This is a genomic window from Rathayibacter sp. VKM Ac-2929, from assembly GCF_022815495.1.
Lineage (GTDB): Bacteria > Actinomycetota > Actinomycetes > Actinomycetales > Microbacteriaceae > Rathayibacter > Rathayibacter festucae.
On the sequence record NZ_JALGRV010000004.1, the window covers coordinates 1 to 25316 of the forward strand.

A 25316-nucleotide genomic window follows, 5' to 3' on the forward strand; every position below is an offset into this window, starting at 1 on the left:
GAATACGGGCTCCATACCGCGGGTCGTGTTCGCAAAGACACGACCTGCACACCGCACCCGACACTGCTCGGGGCGGATAACAGAACACACGCATGACGTGTGACCCAGATTTGACCACCACCACGCCGTAAGGCTGGCGGTTGCGTCTAGAAGGGTTACGGCGGCCATAGCGAGAGGGAAACGCCCGGTCACATTCCGAACCCGGAAGCTAAGACTCTCAGCGCCGATGGTACTGCAGGGGGGACCCTGTGGGAGAGTAGGACACCGCCGGACACCAATTCACGATGGCCACCCAGAAATGGGTGGCCATCGCTGTTTAACCAGAGGTTCTCCAGGAGAGCCGCTAGCCGCTCGACGCGGCGCCGTGAGGAGTGACGATGTCCGAGGACCGCACGTCCGGAAGCGAGAGCGTCGAGCTCGGCGATCGTCTCGACGACATCGAGCAGTCGCCCTTGGCATCGCGAGCAGCCGCCTACGCGGAACTGCAGGAGCAGCTTCGGATCCGGCTCGAGGGTGGTGACTCCGCTCGATGACCGACTCCGAGGACCAGCGGCTCGATACCGCACTCGCCACGCGAGGCATCGCCCGCTCCCGAGTGCATGCTGCGCGCATGATCGCCGACGGCGTCGTCACTGTGGACGGTGCGCCGGCGCTCAAACCGTCGATCCGAGTGCGGCCCGAGCAGGAGGTCGCCGTCGCCTCGCTGGACCACTACGTCAGCCGGGCGGCCCACAAGCTCATCGCCGCCCTGGACGCCTTCCCCACTGTGCGAGTCGACGGCGCGAATGCCCTGGATGTCGGCGCCTCCACGGGCGGGTTCTCCCAGGTCCTCCTGGAGCGTGGAGTCGCGACGGTGATCGCGCTCGATGTCGGACACGGGCAGCTGGCTCCTCGGATCCGCTCCGAGGAGCGAGTGCGCGTCGTCGAGGGCTTCAACGCTCGGGAGATGACGGCGACCTCGCTCGCAGCGGCCTCCGGAACGGATGTCGTGCCGGACCTCGTCGTCGCGGACGTCTCCTTCATCTCCCTGTCGATGGTGCTGCCGGCCGTCGCCGCGTCCGTCACGCCGACCGCCGATTTCGTCGTGCTGGTCAAGCCGCAGTTCGAGGTGGGCCGCCTCGGCATCAAGGAGGGGATCGTCCGCGATCCGGAGCTCCGGCGCGAGGCACTCTCCGACGTGCTCTGGTCCGCCTGGGACGCGGGACTCGGAGTGGGCGGTCTGATCGCCTCGCCGCTCCCGGGTGGCGCTGGGAATCAGGAGTATCTGGTGCACCTCCACCGCGACCGCGGAACGATTCCGACAGAATGGAGGGACGCGGTCACCGCGCTCACCCTCGGGTGACGCGATCGTGTCCGCCGCCGTCGATCGACCCGAAGGACACCCACTCGATGCAGTCCCCTCCTGGCGAGCGCAACATCCTCGTCATCGCCCACACCGGACGGGCGGACTCCCTCGAAGCGGCGATCCTCGTGGTCGGACGCCTCCGCGGGTCCGGAGCCCGGCCCGTGCTCTGCGCCGACGACAAGGGCGACATCGTCCGCACCGCGCCCGAGCTCAGCGACGTGGCCGTCCTCGGTACCGACGTCACGCTGGAAGAGATCGAGCTGGTCTTCGTGCTCGGCGGGGACGGCACCATCCTGCGCGCGGCCGAGATCGTCCGGACCGGCACGGCTCCGCTGCTCGGAGTGAACCTCGGCCATGTCGGCTTCCTCGCCGAGAGCGAGCGCGACGACCTCGACGACGCGGTCGCGCGCGCGCTCGACGGCGACTACGCCGTGGAGGAGCGGATGACGCTGCAGGTGCGCGTCAAGATCGACGACGCCGTCGTCTACGAGACCTGGGCTCTCAACGAGGCGACCGTCGAGAAGGGCAGCCGCGAGCGGATGCTCGAGGTGATGGTCGGGGTCGACGGTCGTCCCCTCTCCAGCTTCGGCTGCGACGGCATCGTCGTCTCGACGCCCACCGGCTCGACCGCCTACGCCTTCTCCGGCGGCGGTCCCGTCGTCTGGCCCACGCTCGAGGCGATGCTGCTCGTGCCGCTCAGCGCGCACGCCCTGTTCGCCCGCCCGCTCGTCGTGGGGCCGGACTCCAGCCTCGCCGTCGAGGTGAAGGAGCGCACCGAAGGCGTCGGCGTGCTCTGGGCCGACGGCCGGCGCACCTACGAGCTGCCGCCCGGGGCGCGGGTGGTCTACCGCCGCTCGCCCGTGCCGGTGCGCTTCGCGCGCCTGCACGACGCCCCGTTCACCGATCGCCTCGTGCAGAAGTTCGGTCTCCCCATCCGCGGATGGCGGGGGTCGGCGGAGACGGAGTAGCCGCATGCTCGAGGAGTTGCAGATCCGCGACCTCGGTGTCATCGCCGAGGCGACCCTCCCGCTCGGACCGGGATTCACCGCCGTCACCGGTGAGACCGGTGCCGGCAAGACCATGGTCGTGACCGCCCTGGGCCTCGTGCTCGGCGCGCGCTCCGACGCGTCCGCCGTCCGCTCCGGCAGCAAGCAGGCCTGGGTGTCGGGTCGCTGGCTGGTGCCCGAGGAGGGTGCGGTCGCGGACCGCGTCCACGACGCAGGTGGCGACCTCGACGGCCCCGAGCTGCTGCTCGCCCGCTCGGTCTCGGCCGAGGGGCGCGGCCGCGCCGTCGTCGGCGGCCGCAGTGCCCCGGTCAGCGTGCTCAGCGAGCTCGCCGATCAGCTCGTCGTGGTGCACGGGCAGTCGGACCAGATCCGGCTCCGCTCGGCGGCCGCGCAGCGCGACGCGCTCGACCGCTTCGGCGGACCCGAGCTGGGGGAGGCCCTGCGCGACTACGCGAGCGCCTTCGAGCGCTGGCGGGCCAACCGCGAGGAGCTCGACGAGCTGACCACGGCGCGCGAGTCGCGGGCACGCGAGGCGGAGCGACTCCGCAGCGCCCTCGCCGAGATCGAGGTGGTCGCCCCCCAGCGCGGCGAGGACGTCGAGCTCTCGACGCAGTCCGAGCGGCTCGGCAGCATCGAGCAGCTGCGCATCGCCGCGGGGGAGGCCCGCGAGGCCGTGTCCTCGGAGGAGCTCGATGGCCGCGACGCCCTCGGTCTCGTCGAGATCGCCCGCCGGGTGCTCGAGCGCGCGGCGGAGCACGACGCGGCGCTCGAGCCGCTGACCCAGACCCTCGGCGAGGCGTCGGTCCTGCTCGGCGACGTCGCGGCCGGCCTCTCCTCCTACCTCGCCGAGCTCGACCTCGACGGCGCGCACGACCTCGAGCTGATCGAGAACCGCCGGGCGGAGCTCTCCGCGCTCGCGCGCACCTACGGACCGACTCTCGACGACGTGCTCGACCTCGTCGACTCCTCCGGGCTGCGGCTGCTCGAGCTCGACGGCGACGACGAGCGGATCGCAGCCCTCGAGGCCGACACCGCCGCCGACGCCGATCTGGTCGAGCGGCTCGCCGACCGGCTGACCGAGCTGCGCACCGCGGCCGCCGCCGAGCTGGGCGCGCGGGTGAGCGACGAGCTGACCGCGCTGGCCATGGCCGACGCGCGCCTGCACGTGCAGGTCGGCAGCGCGAGCGAGCCGACGGTGCACGGGCGCGACACGGTCGAGATGCTGCTGCAGCCGCACACCGGCGCCACTCCGCGCGCGCTCGCGAAGGGCGCCTCCGGGGGAGAGCTCTCGCGGGTGATGCTCGCGATCGAGGTGGTCGTGGCGGCGAACGATCCGGTGCCGACGTTCGTCTTCGACGAGGTCGATGCGGGCGTCGGCGGTGCGGCGGCGATCGAGATCGGGCGCCGGCTGGCGCGCCTGGCAGAGACCTCGCAGGTCATCGTGGTGACGCACCTGGCCCAGGTCGCGGCCTTCGCGACCAACCACCTCCGGGTCGAGAAGGGCTCGGACGGCTCGGTCACCTCGAGTGCGGTGACCCAGCTGGACGCGGAGGAGCGGGTGTCCGAGATGGCGCGCCTGCTGTCCGGGCTGACCGACTCCGAGAACGCGCTGGCGCACGCGCGCGAGCTGCTCGAGTCGAGCCGGCGGCGCTGACGACGCGCGGTGCGCCGCCCCCCGACCGGTGCGAAATCGGCGGGGGCGGCGCCCGGACCCGGTTCTGCTGTTACGGTGGAACCCCGTGGTGGACAATTCGAACTCGGGCCTTTCCTCTTCCTCTTCCGACACTTCTGCGGCCGGGCGCGACACCGCCCCCGCGAAGGTCACGAAGCACATCTTCGTCACGGGCGGGGTCGTCTCCTCGCTCGGCAAGGGCCTGACGGCCGCCAGCCTCGGCAACCTGCTCACCGCGCGCGGACTGCGCGTCGTGATGCAGAAGCTCGACCCGTACCTCAACGTGGATCCCGGGACGATGAACCCGTTCCAGCACGGCGAGGTCTTCGTGACCGACGACGGCGCCGAGACCGACCTCGACATCGGGCACTACGAGCGCTTCCTCGACATCAACCTCAACCAGGCGGCGAACGTCACCACCGGTCAGATCTACTCCCGGGTGATCGCCCGCGAGCGGGCCGGCGAGTACCTCGGCGACACGGTCCAGGTCATCCCGCACATCACCGACGAGATCAAGCGCCGCATGCGCCTGCAGGCCGAGGACGACCCGCAGCCCGACGTGATCATCACCGAGATCGGCGGCACCGTCGGCGACATCGAGTCGCAGCCCTTCATCGAGTCGGCCCGCCAGGTGCGCCACGAGCTCGGCCGCCGCAACGTCTTCTTCGTGCACGTCTCGCTCGTGCCGTTCATGGGCGCCTCCGGCGAGCAGAAGACCAAGCCGACCCAGCACTCCGTCGCCGCGCTGCGCTCGATCGGCATCCAGCCGGACGCGCTCGTGCTGCGCAGCGACCGGCCGGTGTCGGAGTCGAACAAGCGCAAGATCGCGCTGATGTGCGACGTGGACGAGCAGGCCGTCGTCAACGCGAAGGACGTCGCCTCGATCTACGAGATCCCCTCGATGCTCAACGAGCAGGGGCTCGACTCGTACATCATCGACCAGCTCGACCTGTCGGCCGGCGAGGTCGTCTGGGACGGCTGGTCGCAGCTGCTCGAGGCCGTGCACGAGCCCAAGCACGAGGTGACCATCGGCCTGGTCGGCAAGTACATCGACCTGCCGGACGCGTACCTCTCGGTCACCGAGGCGCTGCGCGCCGGCGGCTTCGCGCAGCAGACCAAGGTCGTCCTGCGCTGGATCGCGTCCGACGGACTCGAGGACCCGGAGGCGGCCGCGAAGGCGCTCTCCGAGCTCGACGGCATCTGCGTCCCCGGCGGCTTCGGCATCCGCGGCATCGAGGGCAAGCTCGGCGCGCTGCGCTTCGCCCGCGAGAACGGCATCCCCACCCTGGGCCTGTGCCTGGGGCTCCAGTGCATGGTGATCGAGTACGCACGCAACGAGGCCGGACTCGAGGGCGCGTCGTCCTCCGAGTTCGACCCGGAGACCGAGTTCCCCGTCATCGCGACGATGGCCGAGCAGGTCGAGATCCTCGCCGCCGGCGACATGGGCGGCACGATGCGCCTGGGCCTCTACACGGCGGACCTCGCCGAGGGCTCGATCGTCGCAGAGGTCTACGGAGCGCCGCAGGCGGCGGAGCGCCACCGCCACCGCTACGAGGTGAACAACGGCTACCGCGACCGGATCGCCGAGGCCGGCCTGTGGTTCTCGGGGACGTCCCCGGACGGCAGCCTCGTCGAGTACGTCGAGCTGCCGCGCGAGAAGCACCCGTTCTACGTGGGCACGCAGGCGCACCCCGAGCTGCGCTCGCGGCCGAACAACGCGCACCCGCTCTTCAAGGGGCTCGTGACCGCGGCGCTCGAGCGCCAGGAGGCGTCGCGGCTGTTCCCGGCGTCGGAGGCCGGCTCCGATGACTGACGCGACCGACTCCGTGCCCTCGGACGCGCCGGCCTCCGACTTCCTGCTCTCGGACGAGCTCGTCGAGCCCGAGATCCTCACCAGCGAGCGCGTCTTCGACGGCATGGTCTGGGGCGTCCGCGCCGAGACCTTCCGCTACGGCGACGGCGAGCTGCGCCGCGAGTTCCTCGACCACACCGGCGCCGTCGCGGTGCTCGCGCTGGACGACGAGGACCGCGTCGCGCTGATCAAGCAGTACCGCCACCCCGTGCGCACCCGCGAGTGGGAGATCCCGGCGGGCCTCCTCGACATCGAGGGGGAGGACGCCCTCCTCGCCGCGCAGCGCGAGCTGGGGGAGGAGACCGACCTGCGGGCCGGCCGCTGGGACCTGCTCTCGGAGTTCGCGACCTCGCCCGGCGGCAGCGACGAGGTGATCCGCATCTACCTGGCGCGCGATCTCTCCGCCACCGACGCCGCCTTCGAGCGCGAGGCGGAGGAGGCCGACATGGAGCTGCGCTGGGTCGCGCTCGACGAGGCGGTCGACGCCGTGCTCGCACGGCGGGTGCAGAACCCGTCGCTGTGCCTCGCGGTGCTCGCGGCGCACGCCTTCCGCGCGCGCGGCTGGGCCGGGCTGGGCGACGCCTCCTCGCCGTGGACGCGGCACCCGCGGGTCCGCCGGGGGTGACTCCGCCCGCGATCGCCGACGCCTTCCTCCGGCAGGCGAGCGTCGAGCGCGGACTCTCGGCGCACACGATCGCGGCGTACCGGCGCGATCTGGGGCTGTACCTCGGCTGGCTCGAGGAGCGCGGCGTCACCGATCTCGCAACGCTCCGGCGCTCGGACGTGGGGGACTTCGCCTCCTGGCTCGCGGCGCGGGCCGAGCGGCCGCTTGCGGCGAGCTCGCGGGCGCGCATCCTCTCGAGCGTGCGCGGGCTGCACCGCTTCGCGCTGGAGGAGGGGCACGTCGCCGACGACGTCGCCCACGATGTGCTGCCGCCGAAGCTGCCGATGACGCTGCCCAAGGCGATCACGGTCGAGCAGATGGCGTCGCTGCTCGAGGCGGCCCGGGGTGAGGAGCTGTCGGAGCTGCGCGACCGGGCGCTGCTGGAGCTGCTCTACGCCACCGGGGCGCGCATCTCGGAGGCGGTGGACCTGAGTGTCGACGACGTCTTCGACTCGGAGGTCGTGCGGCTGACCGGCAAGGGCTCGAAGCAGCGGATGGTGCCGCTCGGGAGCTTCGCGCGCGAGGCGGTGCAGGACTACCTGGTGCGGGCGCGGCCCGAGCTGTCGCGGCGCGGGCGGGCGACGCCGGCGCTGTTCCTCGGCGTGCGCGGGAGCCGGCTGTCGCGGCAGAGCGCGTGGCTGGTGATCCGCGCGGTCGCCGAGAAGGCGGGGCTGGATCGCGAGATCTCGCCGCACACGTTCCGGCACTCCTTCGCGACGCACCTGCTCGCGGGCGGGGCGGACGTGCGGGTGGTGCAGGAGCTGCTGGGGCACGCCTCGGTGGCGACGACGCAGATCTACACGCTGGTGACGGCGGACACGCTGCGCGACGTGTACACGACGGCGCACCCGCGGGCGCGGCGCTGAGGGGGCGGGGCGCATCATGCTGATCGAGTAGTCCGCGGAGCGGGCGTATCGAGATCCGGCTGCTCCGGAACGGTGGGGCCGAGGGGCCGGCGTGTTCACGACGGCGGGTCTCGATACGCCGCTTCGCGGCTGCTCGACCAGCACGGGTCGGGAGCGGTCTCCTCGAGATCGGCGGACGCCGGGGCGGCGGCGGGGACGACGACGAGGTCGCCGGTACACTCGACGGAGGCCGCGCGGGAGCGCACGCCGACACGGGAAGCGAGGCGACGCAGGTGACACGCAAGACGGACGACAAGGCCGAGCTCACCGGTCTCGAAGCCCCGACGCTCGGCCCGACCGGCCGGCCCCTGCGCGACTTCCCGCTCCCGGTCGAGCTGACCGGGCACGGGCCCGCGCGCATCATCTCGCTCTGCAACCAGAAGGGCGGCGTCGGCAAGACGACGACGACCATCAACCTGGGCGCGACGCTCGCCGAGTACGGGCGCCGCGTGCTGGCCATCGACTTCGACCCGCAGGGCGCGCTGTCCGCCGGTCTCGGCGTCGCCACCTACGACGCGATCACGATCTACGACCTGCTGCTCGGCACCGTCAAGGACCCGAGCGAGGCGATCCGCCCGACCCGCGTCCCCGGCCTCGACATCATCCCCGCGAACATCGACCTGTCGGCCGCGGAGGTGCACCTCGTCAACGAGGTCGCCCGCGAGACGATCCTCGCCCGCGTGCTGCGCAAGGTCAGCGCCGAGTACGACGTGATCCTGATCGACTGCCAGCCGTCGCTGGGCCTGCTCACCGTGAACGCGCTCACCGCGAGCCACGGCGTGCTCATCCCGCTCGAGTGCGAGTTCTTCGCCCTGCGCGGCGTCGCGCTGCTGATCGAGACGATCGACAAGGTCCGCGACCGGCTGAACCCGGTCATCGAGCTCGACGGCATCCTGCCGACCATGTACGACTCGCGCACGCTGCACTCGCGCGAGGTGCTCGACCGGGTGGTCGACGCCTTCGGCGACAGCGTGCTCGAGACCGTGATCGGGCGCACGGTGAAGTTCCCCGACGCGAGCGTGTCGGGGGTGCCGATCACCACGTTCGCGCCGGAGCACAACGCGGCGAAGGCGTACCGCAAGCTCGCCAGGGAGCTGATCTCGCGTGGCGCGGTCGCCTGAGGCGCTCCTGCTCGACCAGGAGGCGGACACCGCCCCCGTCTCCCGCGGCTTCACCGTCGCGCTGTCGAACTTCGAGGGGCCCTTCGACCTCCTGCTGAGCCTGATCGCGAAGCAGCAGGTCGACATCACCGAGATCGCGCTGAGCGCGGTGACGGACGAGTTCCTCTCCTACCTGCACGGCATCGACACGGCCGAGGGGCTCGACCGCGCCTCCGAGTTCCTGGTCGTCGCGGCGACCCTGCTCGATCTCAAGATCGCCGGGCTCCTGCCGCAGGGCGAGCTGGTCGACGCGGAGGACGCGGCGATGCTCGAGGCGCGCGACCTGCTCTTCGCCCGGCTCCTGCAGTACCGCGCCTTCAAGCAGGTGTCGGCGTGGTTCGCCGAGCGGATCGACGCCGAGACCGGCCGGCACGTGCGCCAGGTGCCGCTCGAGGAGGAGTTCCGCGCGAAGAAGCCGGAGCTGGTCTGGACGCTCTCGCCCGAGGACTTCGCGGCGCTGGCCGACTTCGCGCTCGCGCCGCGCGAGATCCCGACCGTCGGGCTCGACCACCTGCACGCGCCGCTGATCAGCATCCGCGAGCAGGCCGCGTACATCGTGGCCGTGCTGCGCGAGCGGACGACGGCGACCTTCCGCGAGCTCGTCGCCGATGCGGACGAGAAGGGCGTGATCGTGGCGCGCTTCATCGCCGTGCTCGAGCTCTACCGGCACGCCGCGATCGCGTTCGAGCAGCCGGAGCCGCTCGGCGAGCTGACCCTGCAGTGGGTGGCCGAGAACTGGTCGGACGCGAGCCTCGCGCACCTGGGGGCCGACTATGACCAGTGAGCCCACGAGCACCGACTCCGCGGCCGTCGCCGGTCCCGGGACCGTTGCGTTCGAGATCGACCGCGCCGTCGAGGCGATCCTGATGATCGCGGACGAGCCGCAGTCGCTCGCCGCGCTCGCCACGGCGCTCTCGCGGCCGATCCCGGTCGTCCGGCAGTCGGTCGAGCGGCTCGCCGCGGACTTCGACGGCACGGACGGCGGCATCCGCCGCGGCTTCGAGCTGCGCGAGGTCGGCGGGGGCTGGCGGGTCTACGTGCGCCGCGAGTACGACTCCGTCGTCTCGGACTTCGTGCTGACCCAGAACCCGACCAAGCTGTCGCAGGCGGCCCTCGAGACGCTCGCGGTCATCGCCTACAAGCAGCCGATCTCCCGCGGCCAGGTCGCGCAGATCCGCGCGGTCAACGTCGACTCCGTCGCGCGCACCCTCCTCGGCCGCGGCCTGATCGCGGAGGTCGGCAGCGACCCCGAGACCGGCGCGGTCCTCTACGGCACCACCGAGCAGCTGCTCGTCCATCTCGGCCTCGCCTCGCTCGACGAGCTGCCGAAGATCTCCCCCCTACTGAGCGACGGACGGAACGGATTCGATGAGCGCGGCTGACTTGCCCGAGGGCGAACGACTGCAGAAGGTCCTCGCGGCCGCGGGGGTCGCCTCCCGCCGCGTCGTCGAGGAAATGATCGTCGCGCGGCGGATCCGCGTGAACGGCGAGGTGGCGAGCGAGCTCGGCCGCCGCATCGACCCGGAGAACGACCGGATCGAGGTGGACGGCGTCGCCGTGCAGCTGGACACCTCGCGCCGCTACGTGATGCTGAACAAGCCGGTCGGCGTGGTCAGCTCGCTCTCCGACGAGAACGGCCGGCCCGACCTCCGGACCTACACGCAGAACTTCGAGGAGCGGCTGTTCAACGTCGGCCGTCTCGACTCCGAGACCTCGGGGCTCCTGGTGCTGACCAACGACGGCGAGCTGGCGCACGTGCTCGCGCATCCGTCGTTCGGGGTGACGAAGACCTACATCGCGAAGGTGCACGGGCAGGTGCTGCCGCAGACGATCGCGGCGCTGACCGCCGGCGTCGAGCTGGAGGACGGCACGGTCGCGGCCGACAAGGCGCGGCTGCTCGGCCGGCCGGAGGGGCGCTCGAACGCGTCGCTCGTCGAGATCACGCTGCACTCCGGGCGCAACCGCGTCGTCCGGCGGATGATGGCGGCCGTCGGGCACCCGGTGCTCGAGCTGGTGCGCCGGCAGTTCGGCCCGCTGCACCTGGGCTCGCTGCGGTCCGGCGACCTACGCGACCTGACCCGCGACGAGCTGGGTGCGCTGCTGACCATCTCGCGCCAGGGCGGCGAGGCGCCGGTGGCGAAGCCGGAGCCGACACGCCAGGCGAGCGCGGGCGCGCGGCGGCCGCGGCCGCAGACCGCGGACGACCGGGGGACCGAGGGGCGCGGAGAGCGGCGGACCGAGGAGCGCTCGGTGCGGCGCTCGGAGGAGCGGCCCGTGCGGCGGTCCGAGGAGCGGCCGGAGCGCCGGTCGGAGGACCGCCCCGTGCGCCGGTCGAACGAACGGCCCGAGCGCCGTTCGGACGATCGCCCGGTCCGTCGCTCCGAGGAGCGGCCCGAGCGTCGCGCCGACGACCGCGGCGAGCGTCGCTCGGACGAGCGCCGTCGCGACGAGCGGCCGCGCGAGCGCCCCTCCGATGCGCTGCGCGCCGACGACCGCGCGACGCCGCCGCAGGACCGGCGACGCCCCTCCGCGAACGGTGCCGAGCGGCCCGACTCCGGTGTGCGGCGCAGCGGCCAGGACAAGCGGCGTCGGCCTGATCGGTAGGCTGTCGGGGTGAACGAGCTCCTGCACCCCGCCCCGCCCGCGATGCGGACGACGGGGACGGTGCGGGTGGTCGGCTCCGGCCTGCTCGGCGCGTCGATCGGCCTGGGCCTCGCCTCGCGCGGGGTCGACGTCGTCCTCGACGACGCCTCGCCCGCCAGCCTCTCGCTCGCCATCGACTACGGGGCCGGCCGCGCCGCCTCCGCGGGCGACCGGCCCGTGCTGATCGTGGTCTGCGTGCCGCCGGACGTCGTCGCCGGCGTCGTCGAGCGCGAGCTCGCCGCGTTCCCCGAGGCGGTCGTCACCGACGTGGCGAGCGTCAAGATGCAGCCGCTGCGCGAGCTGCGCGCCCGCGGCCTCGACCTCAGCCGCTACATCGGCTCGCACCCGATGGCCGGTCGCGAGCGCGGCGGCCCGGTCGCGGCCCGCGGCGACCTCTTCGTCGGACGGCCCTGGGTGATCTGCCGCGACGGCGAGACGCCCGCGGACGCACTCGCCCGCGTCGAGGCGCTCGCGCTGGACCTCGGCGGCTCGATCATCGAGATGGGCCCGGAGGAGCACGACCGCTCGGTCGGCCTCGTCTCGCACGCGCCCCAGGTGATCTCCTCCCTGCTCGGGCAGCGGCTCGTCGACGCGCCGAACGACGCCCTGCGGCTCGCGGGCCAGGGAGTCCGTGACGTCTCGCGGCTCGCCGCCTCCGCCCCGGAGCTGTGGGTGCAGATCCTCGGCGCGAACCGCGAGCACGTGGTCGCCGTGCTCGACGCCTTCCGTGACGACGTCGCCGCGGTCGCCGACGCCCTGCGCGACCTCGACGCCCCGGGTGCCCGCCGCCTGCTCGCCGAGCACCTCGCCGCGGGCAACGCCGGCGTCGCCCGCCTGCCCGGCAAGCACGGCCAGGACCAGCGCTTCTCCACCCTGATCGTCCTCGTCGACGACACCCCGGGCACTCTCGCCCGGCTGTTCGTCGAGATCGGCGAGGCCGGGGTCAACCTGGAGGACGTGCGCCTCGAGCATGCGGAGGGGCGCCGCGTGGGCCTCGCCGAGATCTCGGTGGTGCCGGAGGCCGTCGGCCCGCTGACCGAGGAACTGACCGCACGCGGCTGGAGGATCGCCGGATGAGCACGGAGCAGAACAGGCAGGAGGGCGGTCTGAACCGGATGACGCCCGCCCGCCGCGCGCAGCAGAGCATCCCGGAGGACGGGGGAGCGGCGCCCGAGCGCGCGAGCGGCTCGCACACCGACGACGTGCCCGACTTCGGCGACGCGGTCGTCGTCGCGATCGACGGACCGGCCGGCAGCGGCAAGTCGAGCGTCTCGCGCGAGGCGGCCCGACGGCTCGACTTCGAGTTCCTCGACACCGGCGCCGCGTACCGCGCGCTCGCCTGGCACGGCCTCGACACCGGGCTCGACTTCGCCGACGAGAACGCGATCGTCGACGCGCTCGACGGCTTCGACTACTCCATCGGCACCGACCCCGAGTCCTACTCGGTCTGGGTCGGCCGGACCGAGGTCACGGCCGCGATCCGGGAGCCCCGGGTGACCGGTCAGGTCTCGGCCGTGGCGAAGGTCCCGGAGGTGCGCCGGCGGATCACGCTGCTGTTCCGCCGCATCATCGGCGAGACCCGGAAGGCCGGCATCATCGTCGAGGGGCGCGACATCACGACGGTCGTGGCGCCGACCGCCGGGGTGCGGATCCTCCTGACGGCGAGCGAAGAGGCTAGGATGGCGAGGCGTTCGCGCGAAGTCACCACGCAATCCGCTGAAGCGACGGGTCAGGCACTGCGGTCCAGGGACCGCGCCGACTCCCAGGTGGTGGACTTCATGAACGCCGCAGACGGAGTCACTCTTCTCGACTCCACTCACCTCGACTTCGAGCAGACCGTCGATGCGGTCATCGCCGAGGTCCGAACTTCGAGAGCAAGGGCCGGTCATGGCACAGGACACGCACGTCGGTGACGACGAGCTGAACTTCGGAGACGACGACCTCGTCGAGCGCCTCGGCGACCTCGACGAGCAGCTCGCCTCCTCGCGCGCCCAGGCGCTGCGCAGCGGACTCGAGGACTACGACCTCGACGAGGAGGACCGCGACCTCCTCGAGTACGCCAGCGAGGACCCCGACGAGATCCGCTACCTCCCGGCGCTGCCGGTCGTGGCGATCGTCGGCCGGCCCAACGTGGGCAAGTCGGCGCTGGTCAACCGCATCCTCGGCCGCCGCGAGGCCGTCGTCGAGGACACCCCCGGCGTCACCCGCGACCGCGTCTCGTACAAGGCCGACTGGCTCGACCGCCAGTTCACCGTCGTCGACACCGGCGGCTGGGAGCCCGACGCCCGCGGCATCGACGCCTCCGTCGCGATGCAGGCTGAGATCGCGATCGACCTTGCCGACGCCGTCATCTTCGTGGTCGACGCGAACGTCGGCGCGACCGCGACCGACGAGCACGTCGTGAAGCTGCTCCGCAAGACCAGGAAGCCCGTGTTCCTCGCGGCCAACAAGGTCGACGACGTGCGCCAGGAGCCGAACGCCGCCTCACTGTGGTCGCTCGGCCTCGGTGAGCCCCACCCCGTCTCGGCCGTGCACGGCCGCGGCGTCGCCGACCTGCTCGAGACGGTGCTGGAGAAGCTGCCGCTCGAGTCGCTCGTCGCCAAGCGCGAGGTCGGCGGCCCGCGCCGCGTCGCCATCCTCGGCCGCCCGAACGTCGGCAAGTCCAGCCTGCTGAACAAGGCCGCGGGGGAGGAGCGGGTCGTCGTCAACGAGCTGGCCGGCACCACCCGTGACCCGGTCGACGAGCAGGTCGAGATCGCCGGCAAGATCTGGCGCTTCGTCGACACGGCGGGCATCCGCCGCCGCGTGCACCTGCAGCAGGGCGCCGACTTCTACGCGTCGCTGCGCACCTCGACCGCGCTCGAGAAGGCGGAGGTCGCGGTCGTCGTGATCGACGTCTCCGAGCCGATCTCGGAGCAGGACGTCCGCATCATCGACCTGGTGCTCGAGTCGGGCCGCGCGCTCGTGCTCGCCTTCAACAAGTGGGACCTCCTCGACGACGAGCGCCGCCGCTACCTCGAGCGCGAGATCGAGAAGGACCTCGCGCACGTGGCGTGGGCTCCGCGCGTGAACATCTCGGCGAAGACCGGGCGTCACCTCGAGAAGCTGGTGCCCGCGCTCGAGCTCGCCCTCGAGTCCTGGGACACCCGCATCCCGACCGGCAAGTTCAACGCGTTCCTCGCCGAGCTCACCGCGGCGCACCCGCACCCCCTGCGCGGCGGCAAGCAGCCCCGCGTGCTGTTCGGCACCCAGGCGTCCTCGCGCCCGCCGACATTCGTGCTGTTCACCACCGGCTTCCTCGACCCGGGCTACCGGCGCTACATCGCGCGCCGCCTGCGCGAGATCTACGGCTTCCAGGGCTCGCCGGTGAACGTCAACATGCGCGTGCGGGAGAAGCGCGCGCGCTGACACGTTCTGTCGCGGCGGCTCCGGCTCGTCGTTCTGCGTGCCGGAGCATGCTGATCGAGTAGTCCGCGGAGCGGGCGTATCGAGATCCACCCCCGCCCGCGCATCCGGCGATCGATCGGTCAGGAACGGTCGTGCTCCGCGCGCCGACCCGACCACTCGTGACGGATCGATGCCCGCGGGCGTCAGTCCTGCGTGGCGAACGGCCACCAGGACGGCAGCAGCCGCCGGTACGCCGCGAGGTAGGTCTCGGGAGTGCGCGGCTCGGGGAGCCGCAGCCACGCCTCCATCAGGCCGGTCGAACCGGCGGCGAGGAAGGAGGCGGTGCCGTCCGCGAGGAACGCGGTGATGTCGTCGCCGTCGGGCAGCTGCAGCGTCCCGGTCTCGAGCGTCGCGAGGACGGCCGCGCGGAAGTGCAGCGCGAGCATCGCCCGGACACCCGAGTCGCCGCCGGGAGCATCGAACGCCCGCAGGTAGAGGTCGCGGCGCGTCTCGAGGTGAGCGAGGATCCGCGCGGTGCCCTGGCGGATGGTCGCGTCGGTCGCCGCGCCGGTGCGGAGGGTGGAGAGATACTCGTCGCGGATCGCGTCGAGCTCGTCGGCGAGTGCCGCACAGAGCAGCTCGGCGGCCGAGGTCGCGTGCGCGTAGAAGGTGGAGCGATTGACGCCGGCACGATCGGTGATCTCGGAGACCGTGAGGCTGGAGACGTCCCTGGCAGTCGCCAGATCGATGATGGCTCGGTGCAGGGCCACCTGCGATCGCTTCTGCCGCGCGTCCACTGCTGCTGCCTCCTGTAGGGCGCGCGCTCCGGTCCGCCCGGCGCGCACCGCCTCAGCGATTCTACGGGCGCCGAGCGTCGGTCGTTTTCACTCTCGGCCCCGCGATCCGCTAAGGTAGTCGAGTTGCCCGGGCCTCGGTCCGGACTGCCACGGGCTGTGGCGCAGCTTGGTAGCGCACTTGACTGGGGGTCAAGGGGTCGCAGGTTCAAATCCTGTCAGCCCGACAGAAAGCCCTGATGGGATGTCCGATCGCGGACAGCACTCGTCAGGGCTTCGTCGTTTCTGGCGCCGCTGTGCGCGCGTGCCGAGCCGCTCAGCGCAGCAGCTCCGCGACCTCCGCGAAGGCCGCCTCGCGGCGAGCCACCCGCGCCGCCCGCTCGATCGGGTCCTTCGTGAAGAGGGCCTGCTGCGAGGGGTGGAACGTGCGCACAACGGCCAGGCCGCGCTCGCGCTCGATGCCCGGGTGCAGCCGGAGCAGGCGGCGCCAGCCGTGGTCGGCGTCGGCGCCCTGCAGCAGGACGACGTCGATGCTCGGTGCGAGGTCGAGCAGGTGCAGGACGGTCGGGATCCCCGCGTCGAGCTGCTCCGCGGTCGGCGCCTTGCCGATGTACCAGGGGTAGGCGTTCCAGGGCAGGAGATCGAACGGCGACAGTCCGACGTCCATGAGGAGGCGCGACATCTGCTCGGCGGAGCCGTCGTCGTTCTCCGTGCAGAGGAACCCGCTGCCCGCGCCGTCCCGAGTGCCGGGGCCCGGGTCGCGGAGGATGCTCAGCACCCGCGCCTCGGTGCCGCCGTGCAGGGTAGCGACGTAGGGGAGCCAGCCGCGGTCGTACGGATTCCGCAGCTCGTCGATCCAGCGGTTGATCGGGGCGACGTGGGGCGCGTAGCGCTGCTCCCACTGCTGCCGGCGGAAGTCGAGGTCGGCCATGGCACGGGGCATGACTGCACCCTAGACCCCGGGTGCGCGTGACGATCGGGCAGGTCTGGCGGACTCGAGGACGGCCCAGGCAAGACCGGAGGAGAGTAGGCAGGAGATCAGCAGTGCGGCGGAGAGAGTCACCAGGACACGGAGTGCGTCGTTCTCCTGGCCGTGGAGCGCAAGGCTGGAGGCGGCGCCGGCCACCGGCAGCATGGTGAGCGCGACCGCCGCGACCACCCGACCGAGAAGCAGATCCGAGAAGGCGCGTGATCCGATCCCCGCGAGCGCAGCGCTCGTGCAGCAGAGCGCGAGAGGAAGGACTGCGAGCAGACCCCAGCCGATCCCGTGCAAGTACACCGAGGCCCAGAGAACGACGGCGGGCAGCGACACGGCCGACGAGAGGAGGGCGTGAAGCCCGACACCGGCGAATCCGGCTCGGGCGATCGAGACGTCGGAGAGCGGAAGGTGCTGGTGGTCGAGGTCCTGCGCGGTCGCCTGAGACGGACCCGGAAGCGCGAGGATCAGCACGAGGAGAAGTCCGCCCAGCGGCATCGGCACGCTGTCCCGCAGCAGGCTGGAGAGCACCGCCACGGCGAGGAGGGCGAGCGCAGTGCGGGGCTCCTGCCAGCGCCGGCGCCGAGTCTGTGCCAGGTGGCACACGAGGACCGCGCCGACCGCGGAGTCGGGCCATCGCGTCCATGAGGGACGGCCGACGGCGTAGCCCCGGCCGGAAAGAGTCCGGTTCGACTCGCCGGAGAGGACTCGGGTGAGCTGGTTCGCGAGGATGCTCTCCTCGACCGCGGGTTCGACGAAGATTCCGGCTCGCCGGACGAGCAGAACGACGGCGATGCTCGACAGCAGGAGGACGCCGATGGTGGCGGAGGCGTGCGCGAGTCCGCTCGCCTCGGGCGCGAGGATCACCTCGAAGAAGAGCCCGGCGGCGCTCATCGCGGCCGACCCGATGGAGTCCTCGCCCACGAGCAGCGACTGCACCCCGAGGGCGATCCAGACCGCGCCTGCGGCGAGGACGCAGGTCAGCGCGTAACGGCGCCGATCAGGCCGGATGATTCTTCCGAGGAGGTGGCTGGTCAGGGACGTCGCCCGAACCAGGAGGAGGACGGCCGTCATCGCGCACCCCGAGAGCACGCCCCACGCGACCGGCTCGCCACGGAGAAGCAGCGCCGTCGCCGACGCCGCGGAGGTACTGGCGAACGCGATCGCCGCGGTCGCGACCGCATGCACCACCACGACGATGCGCGGACCACTCGGGCTCTGCAGCACCCAGGACACGTCCGCGGGCTGCAACCGCAGCGGCGAACCCCGCTGCGCTGTCAGTGACACCACGATCAGAGAGAGACCGAGGACGAATCCCGCGATCCGCGTGGGGGGCGACTCCGTCGGAGAGCCGCCGGCCCCACCCCGAACCAGGAGCCAGACGCCGCTCGACGCAGCGATCACGAGGACGACGATCGCGAGGGGATTCGTCACGAGGGCCGTGGTGCTGCGGATGCGGATGCGCAGGTAGGCCCGGGAGAGAGCGAGCGCTCCTGCAAGGGGAAGACGCCGCGTTCGTTCAGTGGTCGTCATCGCGAAGAGCTCCCACAACACGGAGATAGACGTCCTCCAGAGGCGGCTGCCCCTCGAGATCGTCGCGCCCGAGACGCGCAATGTGCGCGATCCTCCCGGCGTGCAGGATCACCGCTCGATCGGCGATGCGCTCCAGCTCGGTCAACCCGTGCATGGAGAGCAGCACGCCGCAGCCTTCCTCGGCCAGCCGCCGGACCTCGTTCCGGAGCTCGCGCACCGAGACGGCATCGAGGCCGTTGAACGGCTCGTCCAGCAGGAGGAGCCCGGCGCCCTTCAGCAGCGCAAGAACGAGAGCGAGCTTGCGGCGCATCCCCTGCGAGAGCTGATGGGGGAGGAGGTCCTGCTTGTCGCTCAGTCCGTAGCGCTCCAGGAGCGACGGTCCGAGCGACTCGTTCCGGGGTGAGCCGCTCAGCCGCTCGATCAGCCGGACGTGCTCCACAACGCTCAGACCCGGGTACAGGTCCGGCTCCTCCGGCATGAGGCTGAGGGCTCGTCGAGCCCCCGTCGTGCCGATTGCGTGACCGAGGACGAGCGCACTGCCCCGCGAGGGCTCGTACAGTCCGGCGAGGGTGCGCATGAGGGTGGTCTTCCCGGCGCCGTTGGGTCCGACGAGTCCGACCACCTCGCCGGCGTCGATCGTGAAGGAGACGTCGCGGAGCACGTCCACCGCGCCCATCGTCTTGCCGAGCCCCTGGACCTCGAGGATCGTGCGATGTGTGCCGCCGTCAGTCATCAGCGGCCAGCCATTGCCCGAGGTCGCCGCCGGAACGTTCGACCGGCTCACGCAGCGGGTCGAGCCCTCCCTCCGCCAGAATCGACCGGAGCATCGACCGGATGTCCGGCGATCCGCTCGCTGCGGCCTTTTCGACGGCCCGGCGGACAGCGTCGTCGTAGTGCACCCGCCGACGAGGGAGGAGCCGATCGCGGACGGGTCGCCGTACCGCCGCTGCTCCCCAGCCGCGTGCGTTGCCGAAGGCCTGCACCGCGAGGGCGGTGCTGTTTTGGATCCCGGTCGTCGTCGCCGCGGCGAACGCCACGTGCACCACAGACACAGCCACTCCCTCCTGCTGCGCTGCTCCCTCGGCGACAGCCATCACTGCCCGGAACTCTGCGATGCGATCCATTCGCTTCACCTTTCATGATCTGTGGACGGATTCCTGCCGGCGGTCAGCTCTCTATTGGACGTGCGGGGCCACGGCGCAGACGCGGCGAGGACGCGATACATCCGCTCGACCGGGCCGCTCAGACCGCGCCTAGCGAGGACCTGACAGGCGAGGACGAGTGTCCCGTGGGTCACCAGAGCGATGACCATCGACAGGGCGAAAGGCACACGCGAGTAAAGGGCCAGCCCGTACGCCAGCCCCGCGCAGAGGACGCTCGTCGAGAAGTAGATCGAGAGCGAGTATCGGCCCGCGACCGCGAACCACGTCAAGGTACGGATACGCGCCAGCCGGCTTTCGTTGCGCGAGAGGAGAAGGTAGATCACGACGGCGAGAGCAGGAGGCGCGGCGACCTGACAGCAGGCTGCAAGAGCGCTCAGCAGCCCCGTGTCCGTGGGGAGGAAGAGCTGGATGGAGAGCTGAAAGGCGTAGGCCCCCAGGGCGATGGCGCTGCTCAGGCCGAGAGCGGCCCGCGCGAAGCGGCCGTGAAGGCCGTCTTCTCTGCGCAATCGGGCGAGGGCGATGCCCACGAGGAAGAGTCCGGCGAGTTGAACTCCGCCGATCAGCGCGAAATCCTCCGCGTACGTCACCCAATCGACGAGGCGTTGCCCGCTGACGGCGTCGAAGTCCTGCGAGGTGTAGGCCGAGAGGGCTCGGTCGCCCAGAGACTCGTACATCGAGGCGGCGCTGCTCAGCGCATCGGTAATCTCAGGTCGAACGACGCCTCCGCGGGCGAAGGCGTCGGCGACAGTCAGGATGAGTGGAAGCAGCGTGATGGAGATTCCGATCGCCAACTGTGCTCGCGGTGGCCGGTGCCGGAACTGCAGCGCGACCAAGCCGGCCAGCAGGTAGTAGAAGAGCACGTCGCCCCACCAGACGAGCAGGCCGTGCAGGAGACCCAGCATGCCGAGCACGACGAGCCGTCGCGCCGTGCGCCGATGGCCGCCGGGTCTCTGCAGGAGATCCGCCAGGCCCGGTCCCATAGCGAGCACGAACATCCCCATCCCCGTCATCGTCGGCACGGCGAGGAAGACCGCGACGGCGAGATCATCCGTGAGGTCTCCGGTGAAGGGGGTCCGTCCGGCGACGAGCTGGTAGCGGATCGGAGTGAGGATCAGCGGAACGTTCGTGAGGACGACGAGGAGGGTGCCGAATCCACGCAGCAGGTCGGGCGTCAGCAGCCGCTCCGCCTGCTCGCCGCGAGAATCGATTTCCCGGTCAGTCATGATCGCGCTGGACGCTCGCGAGTCGACCCAGTTGGACGATCAGTCTGCGAAGCCCGTGCTTGCTGACGCCGGATTGAGCGCGGCCCGTGAGGTCGGTGGCGGCGACCGGCTCCTCCGACACGAAGACGAAACCGTCTGAATCGAGGAGGGTGACGCACCGCCGAATCGCCGGTCTCGCCAGCATGTCCTCGTTGAGTGCCGGCACGAGACCGACGGGCGCGTTCACGTTCGCGAGTGTGAGCGTCAGCAGAGTTCCGGTGGAGCCATGGGCCAGTGCGCTCAGGGTGTTGGCGGTCGCCGGTGCGACGAGGGCGGCATCGCAGTGCGAAGCGAGCCATCGGTGCGCGGGCTCTCCGCGAGTGAGGGCGAACGTTTCGACGAACACCTCGGCGTGGAGGAGCGATCCGACCGTCGTCGGTGACACCAGGAGGCAAGCCGACGGAGTCATCACCACGCTGTAGCTGCCGACGAGCGAGCCTCGCGCGGCCGCCAGCACAGGCAGGACCGAGAGGACCGCCGGAGAACCTGACACGCCGAGCAGCAGGCGGTCGACGCTAGCCATGGCGACCCTCCCGAAGAAGGAGATGCGGATGATCCGGGTCGAAGCCTCGTCGGGAGAACTCCGAGCGGAGTGCCTCACGCAGCGCGGCCTCGCCGACGTCGGGGTGCGCGTGCAGTGCCGTCGCCGCGCAGGCGGCACGGGATTCGCCTGCGCTGACACCCGCAGCTCCTTCCATCCAGGCGCTCCCACCCGGACCGGCCTCGGCGAAGAGGGACCGTCGACACGATCTGTCGGTGTAACGGTCGAACTCACAGTCCGCGATCATCCGAAGAGCCGGATCTCGATCGCTGTCCGCGAGGAAGATCGTGAACGAGTCCGGCCGCGGGTACTCGCCCCGCTCCGCGAGGACTTTGACGACATAGCCAGAGGAGACCGCTGGTAGTCGAGACGCCAGAATCCTGCCCACGGTGTGCACGTGCTCCTCGGCGATCGCCAGATAGATACGAGTTCCCGTCCTCGGCGGGTCGTTCTCGCTCAGGAGGGCTGCAAATCCAGGGGTGTAACTGTCCCGCACGGCAGGAAGCCTCAGCGAGCCGTCTCGCTGGACCTGCTCGAGTCCGATGGAGAGTTGCAGTCCGTTGCGGACGAAGACCGGTGCCTCGCGCTCCGGAGCGGGGAGGCGAACCCAGCCGGGCTCGCGCCGCGTGACCATTCCAAACACCGCTTCCGAGGCGAAGGTGGGACCGGTGTCCGAGGGGGACTCGAACCGTTGACGTCGCCTGAGGTGCACCAGCTGGTAGATGGACTCCGTCAGGCGGGACTCCTCATGGATCGGGAGATGTGCGCGATTCTGCAGCAGCTCGGACACGAGATGGTCAATCACGGGTCCGCTCCCGATTCCGCTGCCAGAGGTACGACGCGTCCAGACCGAGCGGACGCAGAAGCGTCGACGGGTTCATGAGGATCATGCAGCCGAGAAGGGCGTAGAGGCGGCCCTGACGGGTCTCGCCGTGAAGCAGCTGGGCCAGCGCTCCCGATCGGTGGAGGAGGTGTACGCCCGCATGACTGGCCAGGAGCGAGAGATGCTCCTCCGGGTCTCGTATCGGGCTCCCGGAGAGCCGGGCAGTCGCTCTGTACCCGGCTACGACTGCTTGCACCTGGTCCGAGCAAGAGGAGGCGGCTCTCTCGATGAGCTGCGATGCACGCTCGTCGTCCTCCTGCGGCCGTGCTGAGGCAGCTCGCTCGATCATCGAGCCGACCAGCGTGCCGAGGTCGAAGAGCGGATCGCCGATCCTGGCCAATTCGAAGTCGATCAGCCTGGGCCTGCCTGGCGGGTCGAGTAGGACGTTGTCCAGACGGAGATCCCCGTGGATCAGGCAGCTCGGCGGCGTCGATGCCAATTCTTCCAGGCGCACACCGACCTGTTCGTCCGCCTGGATGAGGCTCATCGTCCGGAGCTGACCGGGCGTCGCTCGAACGAGCTCCCGCGGAGTGATGGGCTCGGCGCTCGGAATCAGATCGCGGTACTCGCCGAGAAGGCGTCCGGCCCAGGCGGGCCAGATGCTCGAGCTGAGATGCAGATGAGCGAGGGTCGAGCCCACTCGAGCCCACTCCTGGGGCTCCTCCGAGACCTGTTGCCACCCCTCGCGGGCGGTCTTCCCCGGCAGGTGTTCGAGGACCAGCACGTCGTGCTCCCGATCATGAAGGATGCACCGGGGAGCGATGTCGGCGACTCCCAGCTCCTTCAGCAGCTGGTAGGTCAGACCTTCGGAGAGGAGCGCGCCGTCTCCTGCCTCCGTTCTCTTCCGTCCCCGCTTGAGAACCAGTTCGCGCCCGCCGGGTACACGGGCGAGAACCAGGTCGTTCCGCTGCTGGGCGAGCGGGGTCGAAGGAGCGCCGTCGGCACCGATACCGGCGAGGTACTCCGCCCACGAGAACGGCGATCCTTCGACCACGGGTCTTCCTCTCTCTGACTGCGCTTCGACTACGGGTGACTTGCGGCGGCGGTCTCGGTGAGGGCCTTCAGCACTTGAGCAGCCACGTCGCGCACTTCAGAACCACGGTGGTGCGGATGATGATTCCGCCCATCTCCGGCGCGATGTAGTCGTCGCCGAGCATCGCCTCGATCCGGGCCTCGAACGCGTCGACATCGTCGCTCAGGGATCGACCGTGCTCCGCGACGGCCACATCGGCGGCACGCCGAATGAAGTCGAGGTAGTCGCGCTCCTCAGGAGCGAGGGAGTCACGGAACTCATGGAACGAGGCGGTGAATCGCGCGAGACGGCTGCTCTCGGGATCACAGAGCACTTGCAGCTCTGCTTCGAGGTCGATCGTGTCGAGTACTGCGGACATGGGCTTCTCCTTCTTCGAGCCGGTACACGTAGCGGTCGGCTACGTCACGGGAAGAGTAGAAGCGCTGCCTCGGCCTGAAAAGAGGTTTGCTCGCCTTGGCGCGTGATGATCGCTTTCCACGCCGGTCGGGCGCGGCACGTCGCGTCGGGTCGGCGCGGAACCCCTTCGAAGAGGAGTCCAGGCCTAGCGCCCGAGCTTCGCGTGGGAGCGGGAGTAGGCGAAGTAGATCGCGAAGCCGATGGCCAGCCAGATCAGGAAGCGCAGCCAGGTCTCGATGGAGAGGTTGAGCATCAGGTAGGTGCAGATCAGGGCGGAGAGGCCGGGGAGCCAGGGGTTGAGCGGGACGCGGAAGCCGCGCTTGAGCTCGGGGCGCTTGCGGCGGAGGACGATGACGCCGACGGAGACCAGGACGAAGGCGGAGAGGGTGCCGATGTTGACCATCTCCTCGAGGACACCGATCGGGGTGAGGCCGGCCAGCAGGGCGACGATGATCGTGACGACGACGGAGGTGACCCACGGGGTGCGCAGGCGCGGGTGCACCTTCGCGAGGCGCTGGGGGAGCAGGCCGTCGCGCGACATCGCGAAGATGATGCGGGTGGCTCCGATGAGCAGGGTCAGCACGACGGTGGTGAGCCCGGCGACGGCGCCGGCGGAGATGACGGTCGCCATCCAGGTCTGGCCGTGGTACGCGAAGGCGTTCGCCAGGGCGGCGGACGGGTCGAGCTCGCGGTAGGGGACCATGCCGGTGACGACGAGGGCGACGGCGCAGTAGAGCACCGTGCAGATGATCAGCGAGGCGATGATGCCGATGGGCATGTCGCGCTGCGGGTTGCGGGTCTCCTCGGCGGTGGTCGCGACGACGTCGAAGCCGATGTAGGCGAAGAAGACCAGCGAGGCGCCGGCGATGATGCCGCCGACTCCGAAGGTCGCCGGCTCGATGCCGGAGAGGAACTGCAGCAGCGGCTGGGCGAGGCCGGACGCGGCCTGCGACGCCTCCGCGGGCGGGATGAACGGCGAGTAGTTGCCGACGTTGATGAACTGCAGCCCGGCGATGATGACGAACAGCACGATGAAGAGCTTCACGGCGACCAGCACCAGATTGACGCGCAGCGACTCCTTGATGCCGAAGGTCATCAGGGCGCCCAGCACGAGCACGAGCAGGATCGCGGGGACGTCGACGACGCCGCCGTAGGAGATCGCCTCCGGCAGGACGATGCCGAGCTGCCCGAGGAAGGAGCCGAGATAGGCGCTCCAGCCCTGGGCGACCACGCTCGCGCCGAGGAACAGCTCGAGGATGAGGTCCCAGCCGATGATCCAGGCGAAGAGCTCGCCGAGCGAGGCGTAGGAGAACGTGTAGGCGGAGCCGGAGACCGGCACCGTGGAGGCGAACTCCGCGTAGCACATGGCCGCGAGCGCGCAGGCGAAGGCGGCGACGACGAAGCTCAGCACGATCGCGGGGCCGGCGATGTCGTGCGCGGCGCGGCCGGTGAGCGTGAAGATGCCGGCGCCGATCACGACGCCGACGCCGAAGACGGTGAGGTCGAGGGCGCTCAGCGACTTCTTGAGGCGGGTCTCGGGCTCGTCGGTGTCGGCGATGGACTGCTCGACGGACTTGGTGCGGAGGAGGCTCACGGTGGTTCTCTCTGGTGAGGTGACGCGGTGTGCAGCGATTCGCGACGCGACGGCACTCCGGGAGGATAGCGGCGCGGCGGACATCGGCGGCGCGGCGTGCCGATCGCTGAGGCCGCGGACCTGGAGGGACGGCCGCCGCGAGGGCTACCCTTCGACGCATGCACCGGATCTTCACGACGAGCGTCGCCTCCGTGTACCCGCACTACGTGGCGAAGGCCGAGCGGAAGGGGCGGACGAGGGCCGAGGTCGACGAGGTGATCGTGTGGCTGACCGGCTTCTCGGACGAGGAGCTGCACCGCCACGTCGAGGCTGGGACGACCTTCGAGGACTTCTTCGCCGCGGCGCCCATGAATCCGAGCGCGGTTCTGATCACAGGGGTCGTCTGCGGCGTGCGCGTCGAGAGCGTCGAGGATCCGCTGATGCAGCGGATCCGCTGGCTGGACAAGCTGGTCGACGAGCTGGCGAAGGGCAAGGCGATGACGAAGGTGCTGCGCGGCTGACGTCGC

General features: G+C 70.8%; 25 protein-coding genes, 1 tRNA gene, 1 rRNA gene and 1 pseudogene. 17 read left to right on the top strand and 11 right to left on the bottom strand.

The annotated features are described in order from the left end of the window. Positions 1-156: 156 nt before the first annotated feature. The 15 genes and pseudogenes from rrf to der all read left to right on the top strand — a co-directional run bounded on the left by rrf (position 157) and on the right by der (position 14656). Positions 157-273: ribosomal RNA gene (gene rrf / locus MT355_RS12545) — 5S ribosomal RNA — on the top strand. Between the two features lie 104 nt (positions 274-377). Continuing rightward, entirely contained in the window at positions 378-533 is a 156-nt protein-coding gene (locus MT355_RS12550; RefSeq protein WP_165909240.1) for a hypothetical protein, read from the top strand. Beyond that, positions 530-1342 carry a TlyA family RNA methyltransferase gene (locus tag MT355_RS12555; protein WP_243599802.1) on the top strand — a complete coding sequence of 271 codons (813 nt, stop codon included), beginning with the start codon at positions 530-532 and terminating at the stop codon, positions 1340-1342. The genes MT355_RS12550 and MT355_RS12555 overlap by 4 nt, the downstream gene beginning before the upstream one ends. A 47-nt stretch (positions 1343-1389) precedes the next feature. Continuing rightward, on the top strand, positions 1390-2313 hold the full coding sequence (locus MT355_RS12560) for an NAD kinase (protein ID WP_243599803.1): 924 nt from the start codon (positions 1390-1392) through the stop codon (positions 2311-2313). 4 nt (positions 2314-2317) lie between these two features. Then, positions 2318-4006, top strand: coding sequence for a DNA repair protein RecN (recN, locus tag MT355_RS12565; RefSeq protein ID WP_123446036.1), 1689 nt, complete (start codon positions 2318-2320; stop codon positions 4004-4006). Between the two features lie 67 nt (positions 4007-4073). Then, positions 4074-5837 (top strand): CTP synthase, encoded by a 1764-nt coding sequence (locus MT355_RS12570; RefSeq protein ID WP_185019975.1) that lies wholly within the window; start codon positions 4074-4076, stop codon positions 5835-5837. Beyond that, complete coding sequence (locus MT355_RS12575; protein ID WP_243599804.1) at positions 5830-6501, top strand: NUDIX hydrolase; 672 nt, start codon at positions 5830-5832, stop codon at positions 6499-6501. Before MT355_RS12570 ends, MT355_RS12575 begins: the two co-directional genes overlap by 8 nt. After that, positions 6498-7406, top strand: coding sequence for a site-specific tyrosine recombinase XerD (xerD, locus tag MT355_RS12580; RefSeq protein ID WP_159422428.1), 909 nt, complete (start codon positions 6498-6500; stop codon positions 7404-7406). Before MT355_RS12575 ends, xerD begins: the two co-directional genes overlap by 4 nt. Before the next feature lie 272 nt (positions 7407-7678). Then, entirely contained in the window at positions 7679-8566 is an 888-nt protein-coding gene (locus MT355_RS12585) for a ParA family protein (RefSeq protein WP_243599805.1), read from the top strand. Next, a complete protein-coding gene (locus MT355_RS12590; RefSeq protein WP_243599806.1) occupies positions 8550-9389 on the top strand; it encodes a ScpA family protein in 840 nt (279 codons plus the stop codon). The genes MT355_RS12585 and MT355_RS12590 overlap by 17 nt, the downstream gene beginning before the upstream one ends. Next, on the top strand, positions 9379-9987 hold the full coding sequence (gene scpB, locus MT355_RS12595) for an SMC-Scp complex subunit ScpB (RefSeq protein ID WP_243599807.1): 609 nt from the start codon (positions 9379-9381) through the stop codon (positions 9985-9987). Before MT355_RS12590 ends, scpB begins: the two co-directional genes overlap by 11 nt. Further along, positions 9974-10750, top strand: a pseudogene (locus MT355_RS12600) (pseudouridine synthase); the annotation flags it as partial. The gene scpB and the pseudogene MT355_RS12600, both read left to right, overlap by 14 nt. Before the next feature lie 501 nt (positions 10751-11251). Further along, positions 11252-12325 (top strand): prephenate dehydrogenase, encoded by a 1074-nt coding sequence (locus MT355_RS12605; protein WP_243600272.1) that lies wholly within the window; start codon positions 11252-11254, stop codon positions 12323-12325. Then, positions 12322-13161, top strand: a complete 840-nt coding sequence (cmk, locus tag MT355_RS12610) for a (d)CMP kinase (RefSeq protein WP_243599808.1) — start codon at positions 12322-12324, stop codon at positions 13159-13161. The genes MT355_RS12605 and cmk overlap by 4 nt, the downstream gene beginning before the upstream one ends. Continuing rightward, a complete protein-coding gene (der, locus tag MT355_RS12615) occupies positions 13136-14656 on the top strand; it encodes a ribosome biogenesis GTPase Der (protein ID WP_123735983.1) in 1521 nt (506 codons plus the stop codon). The genes cmk and der overlap by 26 nt, the downstream gene beginning before the upstream one ends. 182 nt (positions 14657-14838) lie before the next feature. Here der and MT355_RS12620 read toward each other — a convergent pair whose 3' ends face one another. Beyond that, positions 14839-15405, bottom strand: a complete 567-nt coding sequence (locus MT355_RS12620; RefSeq protein ID WP_243599809.1) for a TetR family transcriptional regulator — start codon at positions 15403-15405, stop codon at positions 14839-14841. A 177-nt stretch (positions 15406-15582) separates the two neighbouring features. Between MT355_RS12620 and MT355_RS12625 the strand changes: the two genes are divergently transcribed. Beyond that, positions 15583-15656, top strand: a tRNA-Pro gene (locus MT355_RS12625). A gap of 89 nt (positions 15657-15745) precedes the next feature. Here MT355_RS12625 and MT355_RS12630 read toward each other — a convergent pair. The 10 genes from MT355_RS12630 to MT355_RS12675 form a co-directional block, all read right to left on the bottom strand. Beyond that, a complete protein-coding gene (locus MT355_RS12630) occupies positions 15746-16372 on the bottom strand; it encodes a uracil-DNA glycosylase (RefSeq protein ID WP_243599810.1) in 627 nt (208 codons plus the stop codon). Positions 16373-16381: 9 nt separating this feature from the next. After that, the gene (locus tag MT355_RS12635; RefSeq protein ID WP_243599811.1) at positions 16382-17938 is read right to left on the bottom strand and encodes a hypothetical protein; all 1557 of its coding nucleotides are present in this window, start codon (positions 17936-17938) and stop codon (positions 16382-16384) included. Beyond that, positions 17925-18671: an ABC transporter ATP-binding protein gene (locus MT355_RS12640; protein ID WP_243599812.1), complete on the bottom strand. Its 747-nt coding sequence runs from the start codon at positions 18669-18671 to the stop codon at positions 17925-17927. The genes MT355_RS12635 and MT355_RS12640 overlap by 14 nt, the downstream gene beginning before the upstream one ends. Continuing rightward, complete coding sequence (locus MT355_RS12645) at positions 18664-19062, bottom strand: hypothetical protein (RefSeq protein ID WP_243599813.1); 399 nt, start codon at positions 19060-19062, stop codon at positions 18664-18666. The genes MT355_RS12640 and MT355_RS12645 overlap by 8 nt, the downstream gene beginning before the upstream one ends. A gap of 5 nt (positions 19063-19067) precedes the next feature. After that, complete coding sequence (locus tag MT355_RS12650; RefSeq protein WP_243599814.1) at positions 19068-20324, bottom strand: DUF418 domain-containing protein; 1257 nt, start codon at positions 20322-20324, stop codon at positions 19068-19070. Further along, positions 20317-20886, bottom strand: a complete 570-nt coding sequence (locus MT355_RS12655) for a flavoprotein (protein ID WP_243599815.1) — start codon at positions 20884-20886, stop codon at positions 20317-20319. Before MT355_RS12655 ends, MT355_RS12650 begins: the two co-directional genes overlap by 8 nt. Continuing rightward, positions 20879-21709 (bottom strand): T3SS effector HopA1 family protein, encoded by an 831-nt coding sequence (locus tag MT355_RS12660; protein ID WP_243599816.1) that lies wholly within the window; start codon positions 21707-21709, stop codon positions 20879-20881. Before MT355_RS12660 ends, MT355_RS12655 begins: the two co-directional genes overlap by 8 nt. After that, positions 21702-22781, bottom strand: a complete 1080-nt coding sequence (locus MT355_RS12665) for an aminoglycoside phosphotransferase family protein (protein WP_243599817.1) — start codon at positions 22779-22781, stop codon at positions 21702-21704. Before MT355_RS12665 ends, MT355_RS12660 begins: the two co-directional genes overlap by 8 nt. Before the next feature lie 67 nt (positions 22782-22848). Beyond that, entirely contained in the window at positions 22849-23178 is a 330-nt protein-coding gene (locus tag MT355_RS12670) for a hypothetical protein (RefSeq protein WP_243599818.1), read from the bottom strand. 183 nt (positions 23179-23361) lie between these two features. Next, positions 23362-24810, bottom strand: coding sequence for an amino acid permease (locus MT355_RS12675; protein WP_243599819.1), 1449 nt, complete (start codon positions 24808-24810; stop codon positions 23362-23364). Positions 24811-24968: 158 nt separating this feature from the next. On the opposite strand from MT355_RS12675, the gene MT355_RS12680 reads away from it, so the two are divergent. Continuing rightward, entirely contained in the window at positions 24969-25310 is a 342-nt protein-coding gene (locus MT355_RS12680; RefSeq protein ID WP_243599820.1) for a DUF2200 domain-containing protein, read from the top strand. Positions 25311-25316: the final 6 nt, after the last annotated feature.

What these genes read in the sequence shown, in the direction of transcription:
- MT355_RS12655 (WP_243599815.1), bottom strand. Translation starts at nt 20,886, where the DNA reads ATGGCTAGCGTCGACCGCCTGCTGCTCGGCGTGTCAGGTTCTCCGGCG.
- MT355_RS12560 (WP_243599803.1), top strand. Translation starts at nt 1,390, where the DNA reads ATGCAGTCCCCTCCTGGCGAGCGCAACATCCTCGTCATCGCCCACACC.
- MT355_RS12575 (WP_243599804.1), top strand. Translation starts at nt 5,830, where the DNA reads ATGACTGACGCGACCGACTCCGTGCCCTCGGACGCGCCGGCCTCCGAC.
- scpB (WP_243599807.1), top strand. Translation starts at nt 9,379, where the DNA reads ATGACCAGTGAGCCCACGAGCACCGACTCCGCGGCCGTCGCCGGTCCC.
- MT355_RS12650 (WP_243599814.1), bottom strand. Translation starts at nt 20,324, where the DNA reads ATGACTGACCGGGAAATCGATTCTCGCGGCGAGCAGGCGGAGCGGCTG.
- MT355_RS12680 (WP_243599820.1), top strand. Translation starts at nt 24,969, where the DNA reads ATGCACCGGATCTTCACGACGAGCGTCGCCTCCGTGTACCCGCACTAC.
- der (WP_123735983.1), top strand. Translation starts at nt 13,136, where the DNA reads ATGGCACAGGACACGCACGTCGGTGACGACGAGCTGAACTTCGGAGAC.
- MT355_RS12550 (WP_165909240.1), top strand. Translation starts at nt 378, where the DNA reads ATGTCCGAGGACCGCACGTCCGGAAGCGAGAGCGTCGAGCTCGGCGAT.
- MT355_RS12605 (WP_243600272.1), top strand. Translation starts at nt 11,252, where the DNA reads ATGCGGACGACGGGGACGGTGCGGGTGGTCGGCTCCGGCCTGCTCGGC.
- cmk (WP_243599808.1), top strand. Translation starts at nt 12,322, where the DNA reads ATGAGCACGGAGCAGAACAGGCAGGAGGGCGGTCTGAACCGGATGACG.
- MT355_RS12555 (WP_243599802.1), top strand. Translation starts at nt 530, where the DNA reads ATGACCGACTCCGAGGACCAGCGGCTCGATACCGCACTCGCCACGCGA.
- recN (WP_123446036.1), top strand. Translation starts at nt 2,318, where the DNA reads ATGCTCGAGGAGTTGCAGATCCGCGACCTCGGTGTCATCGCCGAGGCG.
- MT355_RS12635 (WP_243599811.1), bottom strand. Translation starts at nt 17,938, where the DNA reads ATGACGACCACTGAACGAACGCGGCGTCTTCCCCTTGCAGGAGCGCTC.
- MT355_RS12640 (WP_243599812.1), bottom strand. Translation starts at nt 18,671, where the DNA reads ATGACTGACGGCGGCACACATCGCACGATCCTCGAGGTCCAGGGGCTC.
- MT355_RS12645 (WP_243599813.1), bottom strand. Translation starts at nt 19,062, where the DNA reads ATGGATCGCATCGCAGAGTTCCGGGCAGTGATGGCTGTCGCCGAGGGA.
- MT355_RS12630 (WP_243599810.1), bottom strand. Translation starts at nt 16,372, where the DNA reads ATGCCCCGTGCCATGGCCGACCTCGACTTCCGCCGGCAGCAGTGGGAG.
- MT355_RS12670 (WP_243599818.1), bottom strand. Translation starts at nt 23,178, where the DNA reads ATGTCCGCAGTACTCGACACGATCGACCTCGAAGCAGAGCTGCAAGTG.